Source organism: Desulfovermiculus halophilus DSM 18834, from assembly GCF_000620765.1.
In the GTDB taxonomy this organism is placed as follows: Bacteria; Desulfobacterota; Desulfovibrionia; order Desulfovibrionales; family Desulfothermaceae; genus Desulfovermiculus; species Desulfovermiculus halophilus.
Genome location: NZ_JIAK01000010.1, coordinates 47983 through 68019, shown reverse-complemented (window position 1 = coordinate 68019; position 20037 = coordinate 47983). Strand labels below are relative to the sequence as shown.

The following is a 20037-nucleotide window of genomic DNA, read 5'->3' as shown; positions in this document are numbered from 1 at the left end:
AATTCACATCTTTTCATAATGTGCTATAATGTTGCACTAGCCGCCTCATCCAGCCCGTGTGCACCTCTTTTCCATCATCCCTTTCTTCTGTGCACTTTCCTGCATTCCTCAGCCGGGGAAAACCGCAGTCTTTCCTCAGGGAGCACAAACTGCGTCCGATGCAGGGCGTCGCCACCCTCATGATCGGAATTTAGACTCATAGCCCGGACAATCAGGCCTGAAGAGATTTACAACCAACATAGGCATTTTTTTTGCAAAAGCTTATCACTACCCCGAAGGTCTTTAGTAGACATGTGGGCTGTCAATACAGGCAACCACCTTCCCCTGGAGTAAATACGTGAGTTGGCGCCAGAACGAACATTGTGAATTCCCTCCCGGCTTCCCTGGCGACCACCCATTTGCCGTATTTTCCGCTGATGGAGATCTTCTTCAGGCCAACCCTGCTTTTTTGCGCCTCTGTCCCCGGCATGACTCCCCCACGGAAAACATGAACCTGTTTCAGGACTTCATATTCAGCACCGAAACCAAGCAAAAAGTCCAATCTGATCGCTTCGCCACCTGCCTGGCCGTGTACCGGCCCTGCTCCTCGGTCAAACCTCCGGACGACTGTGCCGGTAAACTGGAAATGACCCTCATCCCTCTGGCCTGCGCGGGGCATATCGCCGTTCTTGCCCAGGCGCTGAGCATTCGCCAGCAGGGGGTGATGACCATGGAGCATCTGGATACTTATCAATTCATCACTGACAAGCTTGAGGATATTGTCTTCCTCCAGGACCAGACGGCCAGAATCATGTATGTCAATGAAAGCGTCGTCCGCTTACTGGGATACCGGCCCGGAGAGCTCATCAACCGGGATGCTGCCTCTCTCTACCATCCGGAAGACAAAGATGACGTGGATGCCGCTTTCCAAAATCTCCTGCAGGGCACCGGGGAGGCATCCTTCGAGGCCCGGATGCGCCATCATCACGGGCACTATACCTGGATCGAATCCCGGGCCAAACACTTTCAGTCCAACGGGCTGCACATCATTTTGACCATCAACCGGGACATCACCCAGCGCAAGCAGACCGAAGAGCAAATCAAATTCATGACCTTTCACGACTCCCTGACCGGCCTGTACAACCGCAATTATTTTGAACAGGAAATGATCCGCATGGCCGAGGGCAGGCACACTCAAATCGGACTCATCATAAGCGATGTGGACTGCCTGAAGTTCATCAACGACACCATGGGCCACAAAAGCGGAGATCAGCTGATCCAAGCCGCCGGAGAAACAATCCTCAGCTCCTTTCGGGCCAGCGACATGGTGGCCCGCATCGGGGGGGACGAGTTTGCGGTTCTGCTGCCGAACGCCACCCGCAATGACCTGATTCGGGCGGTGAAGCGGATCAAAAAGAACATGCAGCGCTACAATACACAGCACCCTGAGCTCCCCCTGCACTTGTCCATTGGCTACTCCCTGACCCAAAAGCCTTCCTTTGACATGCACGCTTTGTTCAAGACGGCAGACGACGCAATGTATCGAAACAAAATGTTGAACAAAAAACGGCACAAGTCCGACGCCTTTCATATCCTTCTGACCATTCTCAACCATTGGGACCCGGGCAACACCCAGCGCAGACGGATGCTGGTGCATATGGTCCAGGAGATGGCCTCCTACATGAAGCTCTCGCCTCAGGAGACCGAACTGCTGGTCCTCTTTGCCAAGGTGTACAACATCGGACTGTTGGGGCTTCCCCATGAACTGGCGGCCAAGGATACGCCCTTGAACCAGGAGGAACGTGCCCTGCTCCACAAGCAGGCGGAAAGCGGATACAGGATCGCTCAGCACATCAACGAGCTCCAGCCCATAGCCGACTGGATCTACAAACAGCACGAATGGTGGAACGGACAGGGCTACCCCACTGGACTGCAGGGCGAGGACATCCCCCTGCCCTCCAGGATCATGGCCGTGCTCAGGGCCTATACCGCCATGACCACTCCCAGGCCCTACCATCCTCCCAAATCCCATCCCCAGGCCGTGAACGAGCTGCAAAAAGGCGCCGGGATCCAGTTTGATCCCAGCCTGGTGCGCACCTTTATCAATAGCCAAGCCGCAAGCCGGATATCCGGCACCGAAACCTCCAAGCCCTGACCTCCCCCTTGCCTCGGAGCCCATTCCGGGCTACAACCTGCCCCTGACAGCACCTGCGGCAATGCCGTGGAAAAGGAGAGCGGGATGGCAGGATTTTTTCCGAAGCGCACATTCTCCAGGCGGGATATGCTCATGGCTCTCGCGGGGCGCATGCGGCAGGACGCAACCCCCGCTTCCCTCACCGGACGGGACCCGCTGGCCAGAACAATAGACAGGCTTATAGCCCGGGAAGACTTCGAGCACGCCGCGGACAAGCTCCGGGAGTTGCTGAACCAAAGCCCGGACCATGTCCAGGCCCGGCGCAAGCTCGGGTACTGCCTGCTGCGTACCGGCCGCCACCAAGAAGCAGAGGAAGCCTTTGCCCGCATCCTCAACAAACATCCCAGGGATCCGTTTGCCCTTCTCTATCAAGGGGTAACCATGGCCCAATGCGACAGGCTGTCCGAGGCCGTTGCAGTCTGGCGCCGATACTTCAACACCGATCAACCAGTTATTCAACGGGCCGTGAACCTGCAGGTGGCTCTCTTCGACTCCGGTGGGCCAAAGGATGGGCGGGAAGCCGCAGAACACATCCTGCAGGCGGTCACTGATCAGCAAACGCTGAATCAGGACTAGATTGATGCGCCTGCCAAAAATATGTTTTGCAGGCAGTGTTAAGTTTCAAGTTCAAAGTTTTAAGTGAAATCAAATAGTTGTAAATTTTAATTTGTGCGTTTAACCCCAGTCTTCAACTTTTTGCAGTTGAGTCTAGATTGTCTGTCTCCCTTCCTTGCCTTAGAATCAAAAGTGGATTACGTTCGAGGCTCGCTGCGGCTGCTTGGAGCCGATTCCCTGCTGGTCAAAAACCCCCTCTGCGATACAGGAAGGCACATTTGGTTCTTCGACGCTGACTGTAAAATCACACAGCTTGCCGCAGACGCTCATGACCAAAATTCTATTTTTTGGTCGTGGAGCTCCCAATAATGACCCTCTTATGTGTGAACGCAGGCACTTGGGCTGGCCTGCAGCCCCCCTGCTCAGCGCACGCAGAGAGGACAAAGGTGGACGAGGTATGAAGGAAAGTTTTAAGAAGCTCAAGGTGCTGGCTGAACGGATCGCAGAAAACGACGACCGGGTTCTGGAGGTCTTTGTCCACTCCGACTCGCCTCGGGACCCCCTGCAGGGTGACGAGGTGGATCTGGTCTGTCATCTGGCCGATCCGGGCATAACCCAGGATCTCAATGCCTACAACGATCAGGGGTTTGCCTGGGGTCTGGATATGGCCGAGCGCATCCAGCCTGTCCGGGAAGAACAGGGCATCGAGGCAGAGGTCATCGTCTCCCCGTTTAACTTTCAGATGCACGACTCTGGGGAGTATGGCGAATACTATTATTCCCTGTTCCTAAAGTCTGGATTCGATCCCGTACTTGAGGTGGCGGACAAGCAGAAAAAGAACCGGGAAGAGCAGATGATCGACGGCATGGAGGACGGGAACTAGCGTTTTCCGGCCTTTTTCTGGCTATGATCAGCCTCCCCGGCCTTTTATTGGGCCCCGCCCGGAGAGTAGAGGTAGAAAAACCCGGTCTGCTGAGCTTTTCCTATCTGATCCGCAGACCACTGGGCGGCCCGGCCCAGTATCCAGGACAGGATGGACCGGGATTTCTCCGGTCCTTCAACCGTATGAATATTGCCTGTAATTTTGGCCATATCCCGCAGTTGCTCCATGGCCGCCTGCCTGCTGCCCAGGGCGTCCACCAGCCCGGCCCTATGGGCCTGGGCGCCGGTAAAGGCCCTGCCGTCAGCCAGCTTGCGCACCTTGGCCATGTCCATATTCCTGCCCTGGGCCACGGCCAGGACAAACTGCTCATGCAGATCCTGAACCAGCTCTTGGAAGTATTCCCGCTCCCGCTGACTCAGGGTCTCTGTCGGTGACCCTGCGGCCTTGAGGTCCCCGCTGGTCACGGTTTGATCCTTGACCCCCATTCGTTCCAGAAGCTGGGCAAAGGAAAGCATCTGGGCCATGACCCCTATGCTCCCGGTGATGCTCCCGGGATTGGCCACAATCCGGTCTGCGGCACAGGCGATATAATACCCCCCGGAGGCTGCCACAGCCCCCATGGAGGCAACCACCGGCTTCTTCTGGGCCAGGGAACGGACTGCATCGTAGATTTCCTGGGACGGGGCGACAACACCCCCAGGGGAATTGATCCGGAGCAGAACGGCCTGCACTGCATCGTCCTCTTCCAGGCTGCGAATCCAGTCGGTCACCGGCCTGGAGTCCACGATGGTGTCTCGGACGTGGACGATGCCCACTTTGGTTGCGAACCAGGATATCCCGCCGCTGGTAAAGGCCCGAAAAAAAGCCGCAGCCCCGAAGGTCAGGGCTACGGCCGTACATACCAGGATCAGTCCAAACAGCAGGGGATGTCTGCGACTGAACCCCTTATTCATCGTCTGAGGAGCTTTCCTCGTCTTCGAGCTTCTGGCGGATCAGGTCTCCGAGGTTGCTGCCGGTCGGAGGCAGCCCTTTGCCCCGCTGTTCCTGAGACCGCTTGCGCTCTTCCTCTTCAAGATGGGCCTTGATGGAAAGACCGAGCCGGCGCTCGTCCGCGCTGACCCGGATCACCTTCGCGGTGACCTCCTGGCCGACCTCGTACAGCTCGCTCGGGCTCTTGACCTTCTTGGGGCTGAGCTCTGAGAGGTGCACCAAGCCTTCGATTCCTTCCTGCACTTCAACGAACAGGCCGAAATCTGTAATGTTGGTGATCGTCCCGCTGACCGTGGTTCCTTCCGGAAACATCTGCGGAATCTGGCTCCAGGGATCTTCACTCAGCTGCTTGACCCCCAGGGTGAACTTCTCGTTCTCTTTGTCCACGGTCAAGACCTTGGCCTGGATAGTATCCCCGACATTGTACAGCTCTCCTGGGTGATGGATCTTTTTGGTCCAGGACAGGTCGGAGACATGGATCAGACCGTCGATCCCTTCTTCTATCCCGATAAAGATGCCGAAATCGGTGATGTTTTTGATCGGGGCCTCCAGAATGGTCCCTTCGGGGTACTTTTCGTACACCAGATCCCACGGATTGGGCCGAACCTGCTTCATGCCCAGGGAGATGCGCTTTCGATCCGCATCCACGCTCAGGATGACCACTTCCACCTCATCCCCCACATGCACCATCTGGGATGGATGACGCAGTTTGCGGGTCCAGGACATCTCCGAGATATGGACCAGACCCTCAACGCCGGGCTCCAGCTCTACGAATGCCCCGTAATCGACGATATTGGTCACCTTGCCGGTAAATTTCTGTTCCGGAGGATACTTCTCGGCAATCCCGTCCCAGGGGTTGGGAATCAGCTGCTTCATGCCCAGTGAGACCTTCTGGGCCTCCCGGTCGTAGTTCAGGACCTTGAGCTCCAGGGTGTCGCCCATCTGGACCATTTCCTTGGGATGCTTGATCCTCTTCCAGGACATGTCCGTGATGTGCAGCAGTCCGTCCAAGCCACCAAGATCGACAAACACCCCGTACTCGGTGATGTTCTTGACCTTGCCGCTTAAGACCTGGCCCTCTTCGAGGGTTTCCAACAGCTTTTCCCGCTGTTTTTCCCGCTCCTCTTCCAGGATCACCCTGCGGGAGACAATGACATTGCTCCGCTTGCGGTTGATCTTCAGGATCCGGAACTCGAACTCCTGATTGACCAGAGCATCCATATCCGGCACCGGACGCAGATCCACGTGAGAACCGGGCAAGAAGGCCTCGATGCCCTGAATCTCAACGGTATAGCCGCCCTTGATCCGCTGGATGATGGTCCCCTTCACGTTCTTTTCCTGTTCCTGCAGGGCCTCCAGCTCATCCAGAACCTTCATCCGCTTGGCCCGGCGATGGGACAGGGCGATGGTTCCTTCCATGTCGTCCTTGTGCACCACAAAGACATCGACCTTGTCCCCGACATTGACCGTGACGTTCCCGTCCCGGTCCTTGAACTCATCAGTGGGGATCTGTCCCTCGGACTTGAAGTTCACATCCACCAGGATGTGTTCGTCTCCGATCTTGACCACGGTCCCATTGATGATGCTGCCGTCTTCGATCTCCCCGAAATCGGAATGAAGATAATTCTCCAGCGCGGCCTCAAAATCGGTCTCATCCATGGACATCTCGTTGGACATTTCGTCAGTCATGGAATTGACCTCTTCGTTCTCGCTCTTTTCAGAATTCATGTCCTGGCTGCCTAAATACTCTGGTTGCGTTGTGTGCATCAAACTCATACCCCCTAGCACGGAAAAATTTGGCCACTTTTACCAGATCACTGTCCGCAATGCAACTGAAAGCAAGGCAAAAAATGAAATTTCATGCCTTCGGTCCCTCAATCCTCCTCCAGGGCCAGAGTGGAGAGGTCATAGGTCATGCTGTCCACCACCTCAGCCCAGACCATGTCTCCCGCACGGGCCTGAAGGGAGCTGACATAGCTGATCCCGTCAACTTCCGGGGCCTGGAACCAGGTCCGCCCCCGGAACAGCCCCGGCCATTCAGGCTCCGGGGCATCCACCAGCACCTGGATCCTCTGGTCCACCCACTGGGACATGGCCTCTTTGCTGATCTCTGCCTGGACCTGCATGAGCTCTTCCCGCCTTTGCTCCTTGATCTCCTCCGGCACCTGCCCCGGCAATCCGTGTGCAACTGTTCCTTCTTCCGGCGAAAAGCAGAACACGCCGAGATGCCAGAACTTGGCCTCCCGGACCAAGGCGAGCATGGAGCGGAAGTGCTGGTCAGTCTCACCCGGGTAACCGACAATCAGGCTGGTCCGCAGGCATGCGTGAGGCAGCTCAGATCGGATCCGGTCCACAACCCGCCGCGGATCTCCCACGAACGGCCGTCCCATGGTCCGCAGAATGTCCGGGTGGGCATGCTGGAGAGGGACATCGATATACGGCAGAATGCGTCCACCGGACTGGTGGATGAACCGCAGCAGTTCCCTTGTAACTCCAGAGGGATACATGTACATGGGCCGAATCCACTCCACACCCGTGCTCTGAAGCAGGGAATCAAGGAGAGGGATCAATCCGTTCTTCTTCCATCCCAGATCCCGGCCGTAGGCGGTCAGATCCTGGGCTACGAGGCACAGTTCCCGAACGCCGTGCTCCTCAAGCCTGCTTGCTTCGTCCGCCAGCTCTTGCCTGGGGATCGAGCGCAGGGGACCGCGAATGGTGGGTATTGTGCAAAATGCGCACCGATGTTCACACCCCTCGCTGATCTTGAGGTAGGCAAATCCGGGCCCTGTGGTGACCAGCCGCCGCTGGCCGGAGGGGGGGACATTAAAATGTTCGGACAGGGATTGAGCGAACCCGTCCTGATCCTCCAGGCTCAGCCACAGATCCACCTCGGGCAGCTCCCTGGCCAGCTCATTGACTCCATAGCGGGCCGGCAGGCATCCGGTCACCGCCATAAGGGGGCGCTGAGAGCTGTGCCTGAGATCGTGGGCTATCTGCAAAATGGTCTGTACCGATTCTTCCACCGCCGGCTGGATAAACGCGCACGTATTGATCAAGACCAGGTCTGCCTCTTCCGGAGTGCCGGCCGAGACATACGCCGCCCCCAGCTGTCCGAGCATGCATTCTGTATCCACCCGGTTTTTGGGGCATCCAAGGCTGATGGTATGCACTCGAATCATCTCCGCCATGGTCATCCTTCCGTCTCATCTTTCATGTCCCTGCCGCCACGCATTGATGTCTGCCCCAAAAGACGATATTCATAAATCCCAATGGAAGTGTCACTCCCAGTCACGCGCTATAAGGAAAAGATCATGCGTGTACCCTGCAAAAGCTTGCACATGCAGCCAGCTGTATGCACACTTCTGCGCCCGCTGTCCTCAAAAGCCCCCGGCCTTGCCGGCGTGTTTGCCCCCTTCCTGGTCCTGATTCTGCTGATCCTCCCCTCTGCCCAGCTCTGGGCCCAAAACGGTACCTCGGCCGAAGAAAGCGCTCAGCAGTCTCAAAACGAGGAGCAGATCTCCAAAGAACAGAAATCTCTGGCCTCCCTCCTTCAGGCCCAGAGGGAGGCCCTCCAGGAGCAGCAAACCCGCCTGCAGGAGCTGCAGACCAAGCTGCCCTCCATCCTGTCCGCGTTGGACAAGGGCGTCCACCGCCTGTCGGACCGGCTCAATGTCCTGATCCGCCTGAAGGGCTTCATCAAGAAGAACTTCAAAGAACTGGTGATCATCAAGCGCAACGTCAATCAGCTCAGCCAGGAGCTGCAAAGCGCCATGGATCCCTTAAGCAAGGCCCGGGAAGAACTCCAGGCCCTGGAAAAAAACATCCAAAGAAGACAAAAGGATCTGCGCAACCAGCTCTCCATTTCCCCCCAGGCTATCGGGCCGGATCAGGCCCGGACGGAAATCGTTCAGATCCGAAACATGCTGGACAGCATTCAGGGACTGCTCAATCAGCTGGCCCAGGGGGAAAAGCCGGCCTTGGAGCTGAACCGACAGATCCAGGAATTCGAAAAGCTGGTCAGCCAGGACCTTCAAAAATCATGGCACGAGTACTTTCTGGAGCCCAGCTTCAGTCTCTTTCAGCTGAATACCGGAACAATGGGCACCCAGTTCGAGGAATGGCAGGAAAACCTGCCGGTCTATACCCATCTTTTCGTCCTCGGCAACTTCAACTGGCCCCTGTTCCTGCTCCGCTTTGCAGGCTTTTTCACCGCATTCTATGTAGTTTCCCTCATCCTCCTGGCCCTGGTCAATGCCCGCCTCCAGGACGCCCCCCCCTTGAAGAGGATGCTTCCGGCCTCCCTGTTCATTTCCCTGGCTGCGGCCATCCTTGTGGCCAATACCTTTTTTCAGGGCAGCTTTCAATCCTTGATCATTCAATCCCTGGGGCAGATCATCCTCGGATGGGGATTGATCCTCCTTTTATGGCTGATCCGCTTCTCCATGGTCGACGAGTCCGAATTCTATTCCAACCCCCTGCGCCTGCTCTGGTTCCCCTTTGCCTTCTCCCAGATCCTGCAGACCCTTATCCTCCCTCCGTTCTTGACCGGGCTGGTGTGGATCACCCTGTTGATCGTCTTCATCGGCTTTTTCAAGCGCCACCGGACCAGGATCAATGTGACCCTGGAGCGCACCCTGTACCGCCTGACAGTGGTCCTGTTCACCCTCCTGGTCCCCCTGACCCTGGCCGGCTGGGTGCATCTGAGCCTTCTGCTCACCTCCATGTGGTTTGTCTTCTGTGTCTGTCTTCAAGTCGGAAACTGCTCTACAGGGCTTTTGCGGGCCAAGATCATCCAGTTCCCGGAAAATACCGTCGGATTCCTGGGCCGGGGCCTGGTCCAGGGAATGGGGGTCCCGGTTCTGTGGATCTTTTCCTTTTCCTTCATCATTCTCTGGCTGGGCATTACCCTGGGGGATTTCCAGTTCCTGCAGGAGCTGTCCAAGCTCAAGCTGGGCTGGGGAGTCCTGTCCATCAATCTGGCCCGGCTGATCATCGTCCTGATCGGGTTTTATCTGGCCAGCTCCGGCCTGGTTGTTCTCAAATCCCTGCTTCAGAGCGCGGCTGAACTGCACAGCTCCCTGGACTCCGGTACCGTGGGTTCCCTGAACATACTCTTGACCTACGGGGTCTGGGGCATTTATATCATTTTGGCCCTGGCCTTTCTGGGTCTGGATCTGACCAGCCTGACCGTGGTCGCCGGCGGACTCAGCGTGGGCATTGGATTTGGCCTCCAGAGCATCTTCAACAATTTCATCAGCGGAATCATCCTCTTGTTCGGACGTTCCATCCAGCCCGGGGACGTGGTCCAGATCCGGGACCTGTGGGCGGAGGTCAAGCAGATCAATATCCGGACCACTGAGGTCCAGACCTTTGACCGCTCGACCATCCTGTTGCCCAACTCAAAGCTGATCAGTGAAGAGATCACCAACTGGACCCACCGCCAGGACAAGATCCTGCGCCGCAAGGTTCAGGTGGGTGTGGCCTACGGCACCGACATCGAGCTGGTCCGCCGCCTTTTGCTGTACATCGCGGACACCCATCCTCATATCCTCAAAGTGCCGGCGCCCTTTGTCCGCTTTGCCGAGTTCGGGGACAGCTCCCTCCGGTTCACCCTGTATTTCTATGCCTCAATTGACTACGGATGGCTGGCGGAATCTGATCTTCGCTACGACATGAACAAGATCTTTCAGGAATACGGCATCACCATTGCCTTCCCCCAGCGGGACATTCATGTCCGCAGTCTGGACGGCCTGAACGACTGGGCCTCCAGGCTTGGACTGTCCGGAGAGAACGCCGAAAACAGCGATCTGACGCCAGAGTAAGGAAGGAAGAAAAGAAAAATAAGGAAAATACTCAGAACGCACGCGGAGAGCAGGGGAGATAAAGGATTGCCTGCAAAAACTCCCGGCTGAGCCCCGGCATTGTGAATGCCGCCGGTTCATGCTCACCCCTGACCTCTGATCTCTGACCTCTGACCTCTGACCTCTGACCTCTGAATCAGGAGACAGTATGCGCATAGTACTGGCCAGTGCCAACACGGGAAAGATCGGGGAAATAAAAGAGCTGCTCCGGGAGCTGGATCCAGAGCTGAAAGTCTGCGGGAAAGACGACTATCCGGAGCTCGGCTCCATCCCCGAGCCCGGCCGGACCTTTGCAGACAATGCCCTGTATAAGGCCAGGTACGTCTGCCGCCATACCCGCCTTGTCGCCCTGGCCGACGACTCCGGACTGGAGGTTGAGGCCTTGAACGGGGCACCTGGCGTCTATTCCGCCCGTTACAGCGGGGAAGGGGCCACGGACGACAAGAATAACGCCAAGCTCCTGCAGGCCCTGTCCGGCCACCAGAACCGCCGGGCCAGGTTCTGCTGCGTCCTGGCCGCCTGTGCCCCAAACGGGGCCGAGCTGACCGTCACTGGAATCTGGGAGGGGAGGATTGCCGAAACTCCCCGCGGCGAGCAGGGTTTCGGCTACGATCCCATCTTTGTGGACCTGGAGAGCAAACGGACGGCTGCTGAAATGAGCAGGGAGGAAAAGTCCAGCCGGAGCCACCGGGGACATGCCCTGCGGGAGTTGGTCCGGCTCTGGCCGGAGTTCATCGCCCGAGCCGGGCACACTCAAACCTGAACCATCAAAATTTCGGAGACAGGCTTATGTGCGGAATAATCGGATACAGCGGCCACCGCCCAGCCATCCCCATGATCATGGACGGCCTGCGCCGTTTGGAATACAGGGGCTACGACTCGGCCGGGGTTGCCTTCGTCCAGAACAAAAGGCTGGAGACCATCCGGGCCCAGGGCAAGCTGGACCAACTGGCGGCCAAAATCAAGGCCAGCGACGCAGCCCATGCCACCACCGGCCTCGGTCATACCCGGTGGGCAACCCACGGGCTGCCCACTGAAGACAATGCCCATCCCCACCGGGATTCGGGAAGCCATCTGGCCCTGGTCCACAACGGGATCATCGAGAACTATTCCTCTCTCAAACGGGAGCTCCAATCCCAGGGGGTGAGCTTCTCCTCCCAGACGGATACTGAAGTACTGGTCCACCTTATCAGCGGCTTCCTGAACCAGGGACAGGATATCCCCCAGGCCATCAAGTCCACCCTGGACCGGGTTGACGGCTCATACGCCCTGGCGGTGATCAATGTCCATAATCCGGAGGAGATCTGGGCCGCCCGGCACTCCAGCCCTTTGATCCTGGGTCTGGGGACCGGAGAAAACTATGTGGCCTCGGACATCCCGGCCTTTTTGCCCTATACCCGGGAGGTGGTGTTTCTCGAAGACCGGGAGCTGGTCCGGATCACCCCTTCATCCTGGCAGGTCTTCGACTTGCGCAGCATGCAGGAAGTGGACAAGACCCCCCAGCACATCTCATGGGATGTCCAGGCGGCCCAAAAGGGCGGATACAGGCATTTCATGCTCAAGGAGATCATGGAGCAGCCCGAGGTCATCCGGGACTGCACATCCGGACGAATCGATCCGGAACAGGGCAGCGTCGTCCTGGAGGAGATTCAGGACCTGCCCATCCCTGAGGTACTGCACATTGTGGCCTGCGGCACATCCTACCATGCCGGGCTGTGGGCCAAGTACCTCTTTGAAAAATGGGCCCAAATCCCGGTTCAAGTGGATATAGCCTCCGAGTTCCGTTACCGCAGCCCCATCCTTCGAAAGCAGGATCTGGTCCTGACCATCAGTCAGTCCGGGGAAACCGCAGACACCCTGGCCGGACAGCGGATAGCTGCCGAGCAGGGGGTCAAGGTTTTGGGCTTGTGCAATGTCCTGGGTTCCAGCGTGGCCAGGGAGTCGGACGCGGTCATCTACACCCAGGCCGGCCCGGAGATCAGCGTGGCCTCGACCAAGGCCATGTGCAGCCAGATGGTGGCCCTGCTGCTCATCGCTCTGGATTGGGGCCGGAAACGCTCTTTTCTGTCTTCGGACTTTGTTCGCCGAGCTGTAGCCGGACTCAGCGACCTTCCCCAGGTCATGCAGGCCGCCCTGCCAGGCATGCAGGACCGGGCCTCCCGCCTGGCTCAAGACTTCAGCCGGGCCCGCAGCTTCTTCTATCTCGGGCGGGGAATGTACACGCCCCTGGCTATGGAGGGAGCCCTGAAACTTAAAGAAATCTCCTACATCCATGCAGAAGGGTATGCCGCCGGAGAGATGAAGCACGGCCCTATTGCCCTGATCGATGCTGATTTTCCCACCTTTGCCCTGGCCCCGGCCGATGAACTCTTGCCCAAGCTCCAGGCCAACCTACAGGAGGTGCAGGCCCGGGGCGGCCCGATCCTGGCCTTGACCCATCCGGGATCCGGGGTGGACATATCCCCTGTGTGGGAGGTTCCCCAAGTCTGGGGACCGTTGAACAGCTTTCTTTTCCTCCCCGCTTTGCAGCTCTTTGCCTATGAAATGGCCGTCTATCTGGGCAAAGACGTGGACCAGCCCCGCAACCTGGCCAAAAGCGTAACCGTCGAATAGACAGGCAAAACGTCCGCCCCGGGCCAAACCAGCGCGGGGCGGCAGATCGGCCCAGCCCAGGTTCTCCTGGACATGGGGCGGCTGTGGACGGGTCACGCGCCTGTCCGCCCTTGCCACACGTCCTGTCTTTTATTACCCTCGCTTAAAAAATGGCTCTTGGACACAGAAAATGAAGTTGCATAGATAAGAGTTTGCCGTCTCTTCTGTGTGCCTTGAGCGGCAGGCCCGCACATTTTCTTGGTCCCGCCAAAAGGGGGAAACCAGGCACTCACGTGTATGAAAAGCTTTTATATGAAAAACTGTTATGAGTTATTGGTTAATAGTTATCAGGATCCGATTGGGTAACCTCTCCCAGTCGGTATCGGTATCGGTATCGAAATCGTTTGTATGCTTCGTTAGCGCAAGCGTGCCTGCGCCTTGGCAGGCATGTGGGTTAGTCACACAGAAAGCAGTGATCTGCACGTGAGTAGCCTGGAGGGGGCAGGGATCCCCCTTTGGCGGGGCTTAGAAAATACCGGGCCGAAAGTGGGCACACAGAAGAGATGGCAAACTCCCAAAATCCACAGCCTACGTCGAAGAACCAAAAAATGATCCAAGGACGCCCTGATATCTCATATGCCTTGTTCTAAGCTGACTGCCATATGCCTTGGCATCCTTTCACTGGTCCTTTTAGCCACGCCGGGCTGGTCAGCCGGTCCGGTCCAGGAGTTCCAGGCTGGATGGCGCGCTTTCCATGCCCTGAGCAAGGATCCCCAGGATGCCAAGTACCGCTCCTCCTGGATGCGGGTAAAAGACCGCTTTCAGCGGGCATACAAAGCCAATCCGGACGGCTCCTACGCTCCCAAGGCCCTGTATTATTTGGGCCGGACCTACCAGGAACTCGGCAAGCGGTCCTATCTCCAGGAAGACTTTGAGCAGGCGGTGGACTATTTCCGGCGGGTGGAAAAGAAATTCCCAACCCACAGTTGGACGGACGACGCCCTGCTCTTTGCAGCAAAGACCTTGCTCAACCATATGGACAGTCCCCAGGGGGCCTATCAGATCCTGACCCGGATCACCCAGTCCTATAATCAGGGGGACAAGGCACCGGAAGCCGAGGCCCTGCTGGAAAAGATCAAAGCCGAGTATCCGTCCAGGATCGATGCCTGGAGGGCTTCCTGCCATACCGCAGGCAAAAAAGGTGCAGACTCTGGCCAATCATCCGGGTCTTCCGATCCTGTCCATATCCAAACCATCCGGCACTGGAGCAGCGACGACTATACCCGGGTGGTCCTTGATCTGGATTCGCAAGCCGCTTACAAGGATATGCTCCTCAAGCCGGATCCGTCCATTGACAAGCCCTTTTACCGGGTGGTTGTGGACGTGCACAACACCCGGCTGGCCGAAGATGTCCAGGACAAGCTTTCCATCAAGGACGGGATCCTGCGCACGGTTCGAGCCGGGCAGTTCCGCCCCGATCAGGCCCGGGTGGTCCTGGACGTCAATTCCTTGAACGACTACCGGACCTTTTCCCTGGACAACCCGAATCGAGTGGTCATAGACGTCTATGCCCCAGCCAGCTCTGCACAGCAGAAAAGCACCAGCAAGGCCTTGGCCCGGGCGGCCAAGGAAGGAGGCAAGTCGGTTTCCAGCAACCTAGTCGAGCAGCTGGGCCTGGACATCCAGACCATCATGCTCGACCCGGGACACGGAGGGAAAGACCCGGGTGCGGTCTGTTCCGGGATCATGGAAAAGGACATCAATCTTCGCCTGGCCACGATAATGGGCCAGATTCTGGAAGAAAAGGGCTACAATGTGCTCTACACCCGGACCTCGGACAAATTCATCCCCTTAGAGGAACGCACCGCCATGGCCAATGCCGAGTCGACGGACCTCTTCATCTCCCTGCACGTCAACGCCCATCGCAGCTCCAAGATCCACGGGCTGGAGATCTACTACCTCAACCTGGCCAACTCCGACGAGGCAGTCCGGGTAGCGGCCCGGGAAAACTCCGTATCAGAAAAAAAGATCAGCGATCTGCAGCTCATCCTCTCCGATTTGATGCTCAACTCCAAAATCGAAGAGTCCGAAAAGCTGGCCGAGAGGGTCCTGGACGCCACGTTGGATTACAGCCAGCGGTTTTACAACATAAACGACCATGGGGTGCGCAGGGCACCATTTTACGTGCTCATGGGCGCCCAGATGCCGGCCATCCTGGTCGAACTGGGCTACCTGACAAACCCCACTGAACGCAAGAGGTTGCAGAACTACGCTTTCTTGAAACGAATGGCCTGGGGGATCGTCCAGGGCATTACCCACTACCATCAGGACATCAACAGCTTCGCCCAGCGGTGACCGGCGCGAAATCTGCCGGTCCAGGCCGGGGGCACTTCCATCCACAAGGAGACAGCGCCATGACCCATTCGTATCCGCAAGAAATGAACGATTTTCTGAACCAATGGCCGGATGAAGACATGAAGGACTCCTTTCTCCTTCTGGCCCAGCAACTGGCTGGATACCCCGATGTGGACCTTGACTTCAAGGCCAGACCTGGAGTGACCTATTCGCTGCGCGGGAAACGGCAGGGACAGAGCCGGGAGCTCATGGTCATGATTGATGTTATCGACGACGATCCCGAGGCCCGCTGGCTTTCAGTCTGTTTTTTTGCCGAGATGATCACCGACCCCAAGGAAGAAGGGGATATTGTGCCCGAGGGACTCTTAGGCCATGACGGGTACTGTTTTGATCTCATCTCTTCAGACCAGGAAGATCTGGACTATGTGGCCCAGCGCATCCAGGAGGCCTACACGGCTGCTATTTCTTAAACATATACACGGCCAAGGCCACCAAAACAAAGGCAAAGATCCTTTTAAAGCCCTGGGTCGAGACATGCTCAACCAGGCGGGCTCCAACCTGGGCTCCGAGAATCCCTCCCAGTCCCAGCATGATCCCGGCCCAATAATCCACATTGGCCAATTTGTTGTGGGCTATCAGGGCGGAAAGAGAGATAACCAGAATGGCCGCAAAGGACGTTCCCACTGCCTGCTGGGCCGAATAGCCCATGAACAACAGGAGGGGGACCATGAGAAACCCGCCCCCGAGTCCGGTGAATGAGGCCCCAACTCCGACTCCGATTCCAAGCACAATCAACAAAACATGGTGCATAGCGCCTTCCTTGTGGTTTCCATGCCGATCCGGGACCGGCCTGTCCTCCCACCGTTTTTCGGCTCTTCGACACAGAAAACTGTCATTAGTTAATAGTTGGCATAATCCAAATCGAAATCGGGATCGCTATCGAAATCGAAAGAATATGTCATTCGGTGCAGCAGGAACCCTCAGTTTATGGATATCGATCCCGATAGCGATTACGAAACCGAAGAAAGAAAATCACAACAATGGGTAACCACTTTCAATCGGTATCGAAATCGTTTGTATGCTTCGTTAGCCTAAGCGTGCCTGCGCCTTGGCAGGCATGTGGGTTAGAAAATACCGGGCCGAAAGTGGGCACACAGAAGAGATGTCAAACTCCAAACCTCCACAGGCTAGGTCGAAGGACCCTTTTTTCAGAGGGACAGACTGGCGTGCCCCACAGATGAAATATTCCCACAATCCAGCAGGCATTTCAATGCCTTAACAGCCCGCCTCGACTTGTTTTTCCTGCCGATTTCTGGTAAGAATACAAACTTGCGCTGATGAAGTCTTCTGCCCAAGGAGGTGGCTATGACATCAGAGTCTGAGAAGGCCAAGCTGCAGGAAGCTGCGGCCCTGTTGCAGCATGCCCGCACAGCAGTCGCCTTCACCGGTGCCGGGATTTCCGTGCCCAGCGGCATACCTGATTTCCGCAGCCCAGGCGGATTGTGGACCAAGTACGATCCCTTCGAGGTGGCCTCTGCCCATGCCCTGGACCACAACCCCCGCAAGGTCTGGGAGTTCATGCTCGAGACTGTGGACCTCCTCGGACGAAGCCAGCCCAACCCGGGGCACCTGGCCCTGGCTGACCTGGAAACGAACAGCCGGCTGAGCGGGGTCATTACCCAGAATATCGACAACCTGCACCAACGGGCTGGCTCGCGCCTGGTCGTGGAGTACCACGGAAACTTCCAGCGCTTTTACTGCCACGGATGCCTTCGGGAATGTCCGGAGCAGGAGGTCATGGATCACTGCTCCCGCTCCATTCCGGTCTACTGTCCGTCCTGCGGGGGGTTAGTCCGTCCGGATGTGGTCTTCTTCGGCGAAGCCATCCCGGCTCAGGCCCATCAGCACAGCCTGGAGCTCATCCAGGCCGCTGACGTCCTGATTATCGTTGGGACCTCCGGGGAGGTGGCCCCGGCCAATGTCCTGCCCAGACAAGTAAAACTCAGCGGGGGCAAAATCATCGAGGTCAACCTGGGCCAGACCCATTATGCCGACATCACCGACATCCGTTTCGATGCTTCGGCCGAGCAGGTACTGCCCCAACTTGCAGCCATGGTCCTTGAGTAAGCAATGGTCGCCTGCAGCCTCAGCCAATCTCATCCATCCATGACCCACTGGAACCAAAGCGAGCTGCGCAGCTTCATCCACGCCCACTTCCAGCCGAACGCCTCGGGAGCCAATCCCTCCTGGGTCAATTCGGTGGCGTTGCAGATCGATGCACAAGGGGTGCTCAACGTAGCATTCCCCCACGCCTACTTTCAGGAATGGTTCACCCAGTACCTGCAGGGCGAGTTTGAATCCTTTATCCTGCACAATGTGCCAGGCATAACCGGTTTTCTCTATCAGGACAAGCCGTTTGCCCGGGAAAAGGGCGAGCCGTTCTTTCCTCCGTTTCAGGGCGATGAGCGGCACACATTCACCCGGTTTCTGCACAACAGCGGGAACCGGGAACAGATCCGAACCGCCCGGGCCCTGAGCGCACACCTCCAATGGCCGGCCACAGTCCTGCTCATTTGCGGCCCCCCGGGCAGCGGAAAAACCTCGTGTCTTTTTTCCATGGCCAATGCCTTGCTCAACATGCCGGCTGCCGATCCAGTCCTGGCCCTGAACTGCGACGACCTCCAGAGCCTGGCCCACCTTTCCGGCAGGGAGCAGGAGAGGGCCCGCAAGGAGATCCATAGGGCCCGGGCCTTTTTGCTCGACGATGTGCACCTGAGCGCTCGTTCCACAGCCCTGCAGGAAGAGCTGGTCCTGCTTTTCGACGCCCTGGAAGAGGCCAAAACGCCGATGGTCTTCACCAGGCGGGAGAACATGGCTGAAAACGACGGCCTTGACCCCAGGCTTCGCTCCCGGCTGGCAGGCGGGCTCATACTCCACCTCAACCGCCCGGACCTGGATATCAGGATCCAGTTCGTCCAGCAGGAAAACGACCGCTACCGGCTGGGGCTGACTGACGACGAGCAGCTGACCCTGGCCCGGCAGTGCACTGACTTCCAGACCCTGAATCAGGCCCTGTGCCGGCTGGCGGCGCAAAACGAGCGGCGATCTCCCGGCCGGGGGCGACGAACCGTCCGCGACCTCATTCCCCGGGCCGCCCCTCAGGGCCCCACGCCAATGCCCAAAGAAGATATTATTTCCCTGGTCGCAGGTCATTTTTCCCTGGCTCCGGGTGACCTCCTGTCCTCCAGCCGGAAAAAAAACGTGGTTCTGGCCCGGCAGATTGCCATTTATATCTGCCGGGAAACGCACAACCTTTCATTCACCCGCCTGGGGACCTTGTTCGGAAACCGCAATCACAGCTCAATAATCTATGCATATAAAAGAGTCCAGTCTCTGCAGAAGGAGCGGCCGGAAGTCAAATCCCGGATCCAGAACCTGATCAAGCAATGCGTCCACAAGTGACAAGGAGAGCCAGTTCCATGCATGTAACAGTGACGAAAGACGCCATCCTGGAAGGGGTCCAAAAGGCGGCCAGCATCATACCGGCCAAGACAGGAGCCGCTTTTTTGCGGACCATATGGATGGAAAACACGGATTCGGTCTTGAACATCATGTCTACGGACTCCAAGCTGGAGTTCTTCGGCACATATCCGGTCCAAAGCCAGGAGACCGGCCTGGTTGGTGTTCAGGGCCGCAGCTTCTACGATCTGCTGCGCAAGCTCCCCCCCGGGGAGATCACCTTCCGGACCGATGAGGACACCCTGCTTATGGAGCAGGGCAGACGGAAATACAAGCTGCCCACATTCGATTCCACCTGGTTTCAGCCCTTCACCCCCTTTCCGGCTGAAAACGCGGCAGTTTGGTCCGGGTCCGAGCTGCGAAGCCTCATCGACCGCATCCTGTTCTGCATCGCAGACGACAGCACGGACAATATGCAGTATTTAAAAATGACCCCCTTGCCGAATTCCGACCAGATCGAAGCCTGCGGCCTGAATGGTCACCAGTTCGCCATGGTCAGCATTTCCCATGCCGAAATCCACCCCCTGCTGGGCGAAGAGGGGATTCTGATCGCCAAGGCCTACCTGGCTGAGCTGAAAAAATGGCTGACCGACAAGCAGATCTCCTTCACCGTGAATCAAAAGCGTCTCTTCTTCACCAATCAAAACAGCACTGAGATCTTCAGCCTTCCTCTCAACTATGAGCAATTTCCGAACTACCACGCGTTCTTCACCTTTTTTGAAGGCCAGACCTCTCGCATGCGGGTGGACAAGGAAGAGCTGATGGACTCCCTGGAACGGCTGCTCATCTTCAACACCGAAACCCAGCGCTGTTCCTACTTTGTTTTCGACGACCAGGAACTGATCATCTATTCCCAGGGGCCGGACACCGGGGAGGCGACCGAGTCTTTGCCCATGGAGTTCGAAGGACAGCTGGACAAGATCATCTTCCCCACCAAAAACGTCATCGATGTCCTGCACCATTTCCAGTCTCCGGTTGTCGAGTTCGAGTTCACCGAAAACAACGGACCGTGCAGAATCACCGGTGAGGACGATCCGGACTATACCGTGATCATCATGCCGGTTCAGCTTGACGAGGAAACCTACTACACCGACGAACCAATGGAATAA

The 20037-nt window shown here is 57.3% G+C and carries 15 protein-coding genes; 11 read left to right on the top strand and 4 right to left on the bottom strand.

Annotation, left to right across the window (positions count from 1 at the left end):
* Positions 1 to 487 precede the first annotated feature (487 nt).
* The 3 genes from N902_RS18655 (at position 488) to N902_RS0106465 (ending at position 3611) form a co-directional block, all read left to right on the top strand.
* Positions 488 to 2134, top strand: coding sequence for a diguanylate cyclase (locus N902_RS18655; protein ID WP_051564388.1), 1647 nt, complete (start codon positions 488 to 490; stop codon positions 2132 to 2134).
* An 84-nt stretch (positions 2135 to 2218) separates the two neighbouring features.
* A complete protein-coding gene (locus tag N902_RS18650) occupies positions 2219 to 2749 on the top strand; it encodes a tetratricopeptide repeat protein (RefSeq protein WP_027370271.1) in 531 nt (176 codons plus the stop codon).
* A 436-nt stretch (positions 2750 to 3185) separates the two neighbouring features.
* Positions 3186 to 3611: a hypothetical protein gene (locus tag N902_RS0106465; RefSeq protein WP_027370270.1), complete on the top strand. Its 426-nt coding sequence runs from the start codon at positions 3186 to 3188 to the stop codon at positions 3609 to 3611.
* 44 nt (positions 3612 to 3655) lie between these two features.
* Here N902_RS0106465 and sppA read toward each other — a convergent pair whose 3' ends face one another.
* The 3 genes from sppA to rimO form a co-directional block, all read right to left on the bottom strand.
* A complete protein-coding gene (sppA, locus tag N902_RS16730; RefSeq protein ID WP_051564387.1) occupies positions 3656 to 4564 on the bottom strand; it encodes a signal peptide peptidase SppA in 909 nt (302 codons plus the stop codon).
* A complete protein-coding gene (locus tag N902_RS0106455; RefSeq protein WP_084287930.1) occupies positions 4557 to 6329 on the bottom strand; it encodes a 30S ribosomal protein S1 in 1773 nt (590 codons plus the stop codon). Before N902_RS0106455 ends, sppA begins: the two co-directional genes overlap by 8 nt.
* A 146-nt stretch (positions 6330 to 6475) precedes the next feature.
* Positions 6476 to 7780, bottom strand: coding sequence for a 30S ribosomal protein S12 methylthiotransferase RimO (rimO, locus tag N902_RS0106450; RefSeq protein WP_027370268.1), 1305 nt, complete (start codon positions 7778 to 7780; stop codon positions 6476 to 6478).
* A gap of 132 nt (positions 7781 to 7912) precedes the next feature.
* On the opposite strand from rimO, the gene N902_RS0106445 reads away from it, so the two are divergent.
* The 5 genes from N902_RS0106445 to N902_RS0106425 all read left to right on the top strand — a co-directional run bounded on the left by N902_RS0106445 (position 7913) and on the right by N902_RS0106425 (position 15879).
* A complete protein-coding gene (locus tag N902_RS0106445; RefSeq protein ID WP_027370267.1) occupies positions 7913 to 10423 on the top strand; it encodes a mechanosensitive ion channel domain-containing protein in 2511 nt (836 codons plus the stop codon).
* Between the two features lie 187 nt (positions 10424 to 10610).
* Positions 10611 to 11225, top strand: a complete 615-nt coding sequence (gene rdgB, locus N902_RS0106440) for an RdgB/HAM1 family non-canonical purine NTP pyrophosphatase (protein WP_208596278.1) — start codon at positions 10611 to 10613, stop codon at positions 11223 to 11225.
* 26 nt (positions 11226 to 11251) lie between these two features.
* Positions 11252 to 13075: a glutamine--fructose-6-phosphate transaminase (isomerizing) gene (gene glmS, locus N902_RS0106435; protein WP_027370265.1), complete on the top strand. Its 1824-nt coding sequence runs from the start codon at positions 11252 to 11254 to the stop codon at positions 13073 to 13075.
* A gap of 615 nt (positions 13076 to 13690) precedes the next feature.
* Positions 13691 to 15409 (top strand): N-acetylmuramoyl-L-alanine amidase, encoded by a 1719-nt coding sequence (locus N902_RS0106430; RefSeq protein ID WP_027370264.1) that lies wholly within the window; start codon positions 13691 to 13693, stop codon positions 15407 to 15409.
* Between the two features lie 59 nt (positions 15410 to 15468).
* Positions 15469 to 15879, top strand: coding sequence for a hypothetical protein (locus N902_RS0106425; RefSeq protein ID WP_027370263.1), 411 nt, complete (start codon positions 15469 to 15471; stop codon positions 15877 to 15879).
* Here the strand turns inward: N902_RS0106425 and N902_RS0106420 are convergent.
* A complete protein-coding gene (locus tag N902_RS0106420) occupies positions 15869 to 16219 on the bottom strand; it encodes a sulfite exporter TauE/SafE family protein (protein ID WP_027370262.1) in 351 nt (116 codons plus the stop codon). The two genes, N902_RS0106425 and N902_RS0106420, sit on opposite strands and share 11 nt — an antisense overlap.
* Before the next feature lie 555 nt (positions 16220 to 16774).
* On the opposite strand from N902_RS0106420, the gene N902_RS0106415 reads away from it, so the two are divergent.
* The 3 genes from N902_RS0106415 to dnaN are packed head-to-tail and all read left to right on the top strand — an operon-like array spanning position 16775 to position 20037.
* A complete protein-coding gene (locus tag N902_RS0106415) occupies positions 16775 to 17536 on the top strand; it encodes an SIR2 family NAD-dependent protein deacylase (protein WP_027370261.1) in 762 nt (253 codons plus the stop codon).
* Between the two features lie 3 nt (positions 17537 to 17539).
* Positions 17540 to 18871: a helix-turn-helix domain-containing protein gene (locus tag N902_RS0106410; RefSeq protein ID WP_027370260.1), complete on the top strand. Its 1332-nt coding sequence runs from the start codon at positions 17540 to 17542 to the stop codon at positions 18869 to 18871.
* Positions 18872 to 18888: 17 nt separating this feature from the next.
* Positions 18889 to 20037, top strand: a complete 1149-nt coding sequence (gene dnaN / locus N902_RS0106405) for a DNA polymerase III subunit beta (RefSeq protein ID WP_027370259.1) — start codon at positions 18889 to 18891, stop codon at positions 20035 to 20037.

Bases quoted from the DNA above. Each gene is read 5' to 3' on its own strand.
- N902_RS18655 (WP_051564388.1), top strand. From the start codon at position 488: ATGAACCTGTTTCAGGACTTCATATTCAGCACCGAAACCAAGCAAAAA.
- N902_RS18650 (WP_027370271.1), top strand. From the start codon at position 2,219: ATGGCAGGATTTTTTCCGAAGCGCACATTCTCCAGGCGGGATATGCTC.
- N902_RS0106465 (WP_027370270.1), top strand. From the start codon at position 3,186: ATGAAGGAAAGTTTTAAGAAGCTCAAGGTGCTGGCTGAACGGATCGCA.
- sppA (WP_051564387.1), bottom strand. From the start codon at position 4,564: ATGAATAAGGGGTTCAGTCGCAGACATCCCCTGCTGTTTGGACTGATC.
- N902_RS0106455 (WP_084287930.1), bottom strand. From the start codon at position 6,329: ATGAATTCTGAAAAGAGCGAGAACGAAGAGGTCAATTCCATGACTGAC.
- rimO (WP_027370268.1), bottom strand. From the start codon at position 7,780: ATGATTCGAGTGCATACCATCAGCCTTGGATGCCCCAAAAACCGGGTG.
- N902_RS0106445 (WP_027370267.1), top strand. From the start codon at position 7,913: ATGCGTGTACCCTGCAAAAGCTTGCACATGCAGCCAGCTGTATGCACA.
- rdgB (WP_208596278.1), top strand. From the start codon at position 10,611: ATGCGCATAGTACTGGCCAGTGCCAACACGGGAAAGATCGGGGAAATA.
- glmS (WP_027370265.1), top strand. From the start codon at position 11,252: ATGTGCGGAATAATCGGATACAGCGGCCACCGCCCAGCCATCCCCATG.
- N902_RS0106430 (WP_027370264.1), top strand. From the start codon at position 13,691: ATGCCTTGTTCTAAGCTGACTGCCATATGCCTTGGCATCCTTTCACTG.
- N902_RS0106425 (WP_027370263.1), top strand. From the start codon at position 15,469: ATGACCCATTCGTATCCGCAAGAAATGAACGATTTTCTGAACCAATGG.
- N902_RS0106420 (WP_027370262.1), bottom strand. From the start codon at position 16,219: ATGCACCATGTTTTGTTGATTGTGCTTGGAATCGGAGTCGGAGTTGGG.
- N902_RS0106415 (WP_027370261.1), top strand. From the start codon at position 16,775: ATGACATCAGAGTCTGAGAAGGCCAAGCTGCAGGAAGCTGCGGCCCTG.
- N902_RS0106410 (WP_027370260.1), top strand. From the start codon at position 17,540: ATGGTCGCCTGCAGCCTCAGCCAATCTCATCCATCCATGACCCACTGG.
- dnaN (WP_027370259.1), top strand. From the start codon at position 18,889: ATGCATGTAACAGTGACGAAAGACGCCATCCTGGAAGGGGTCCAAAAG.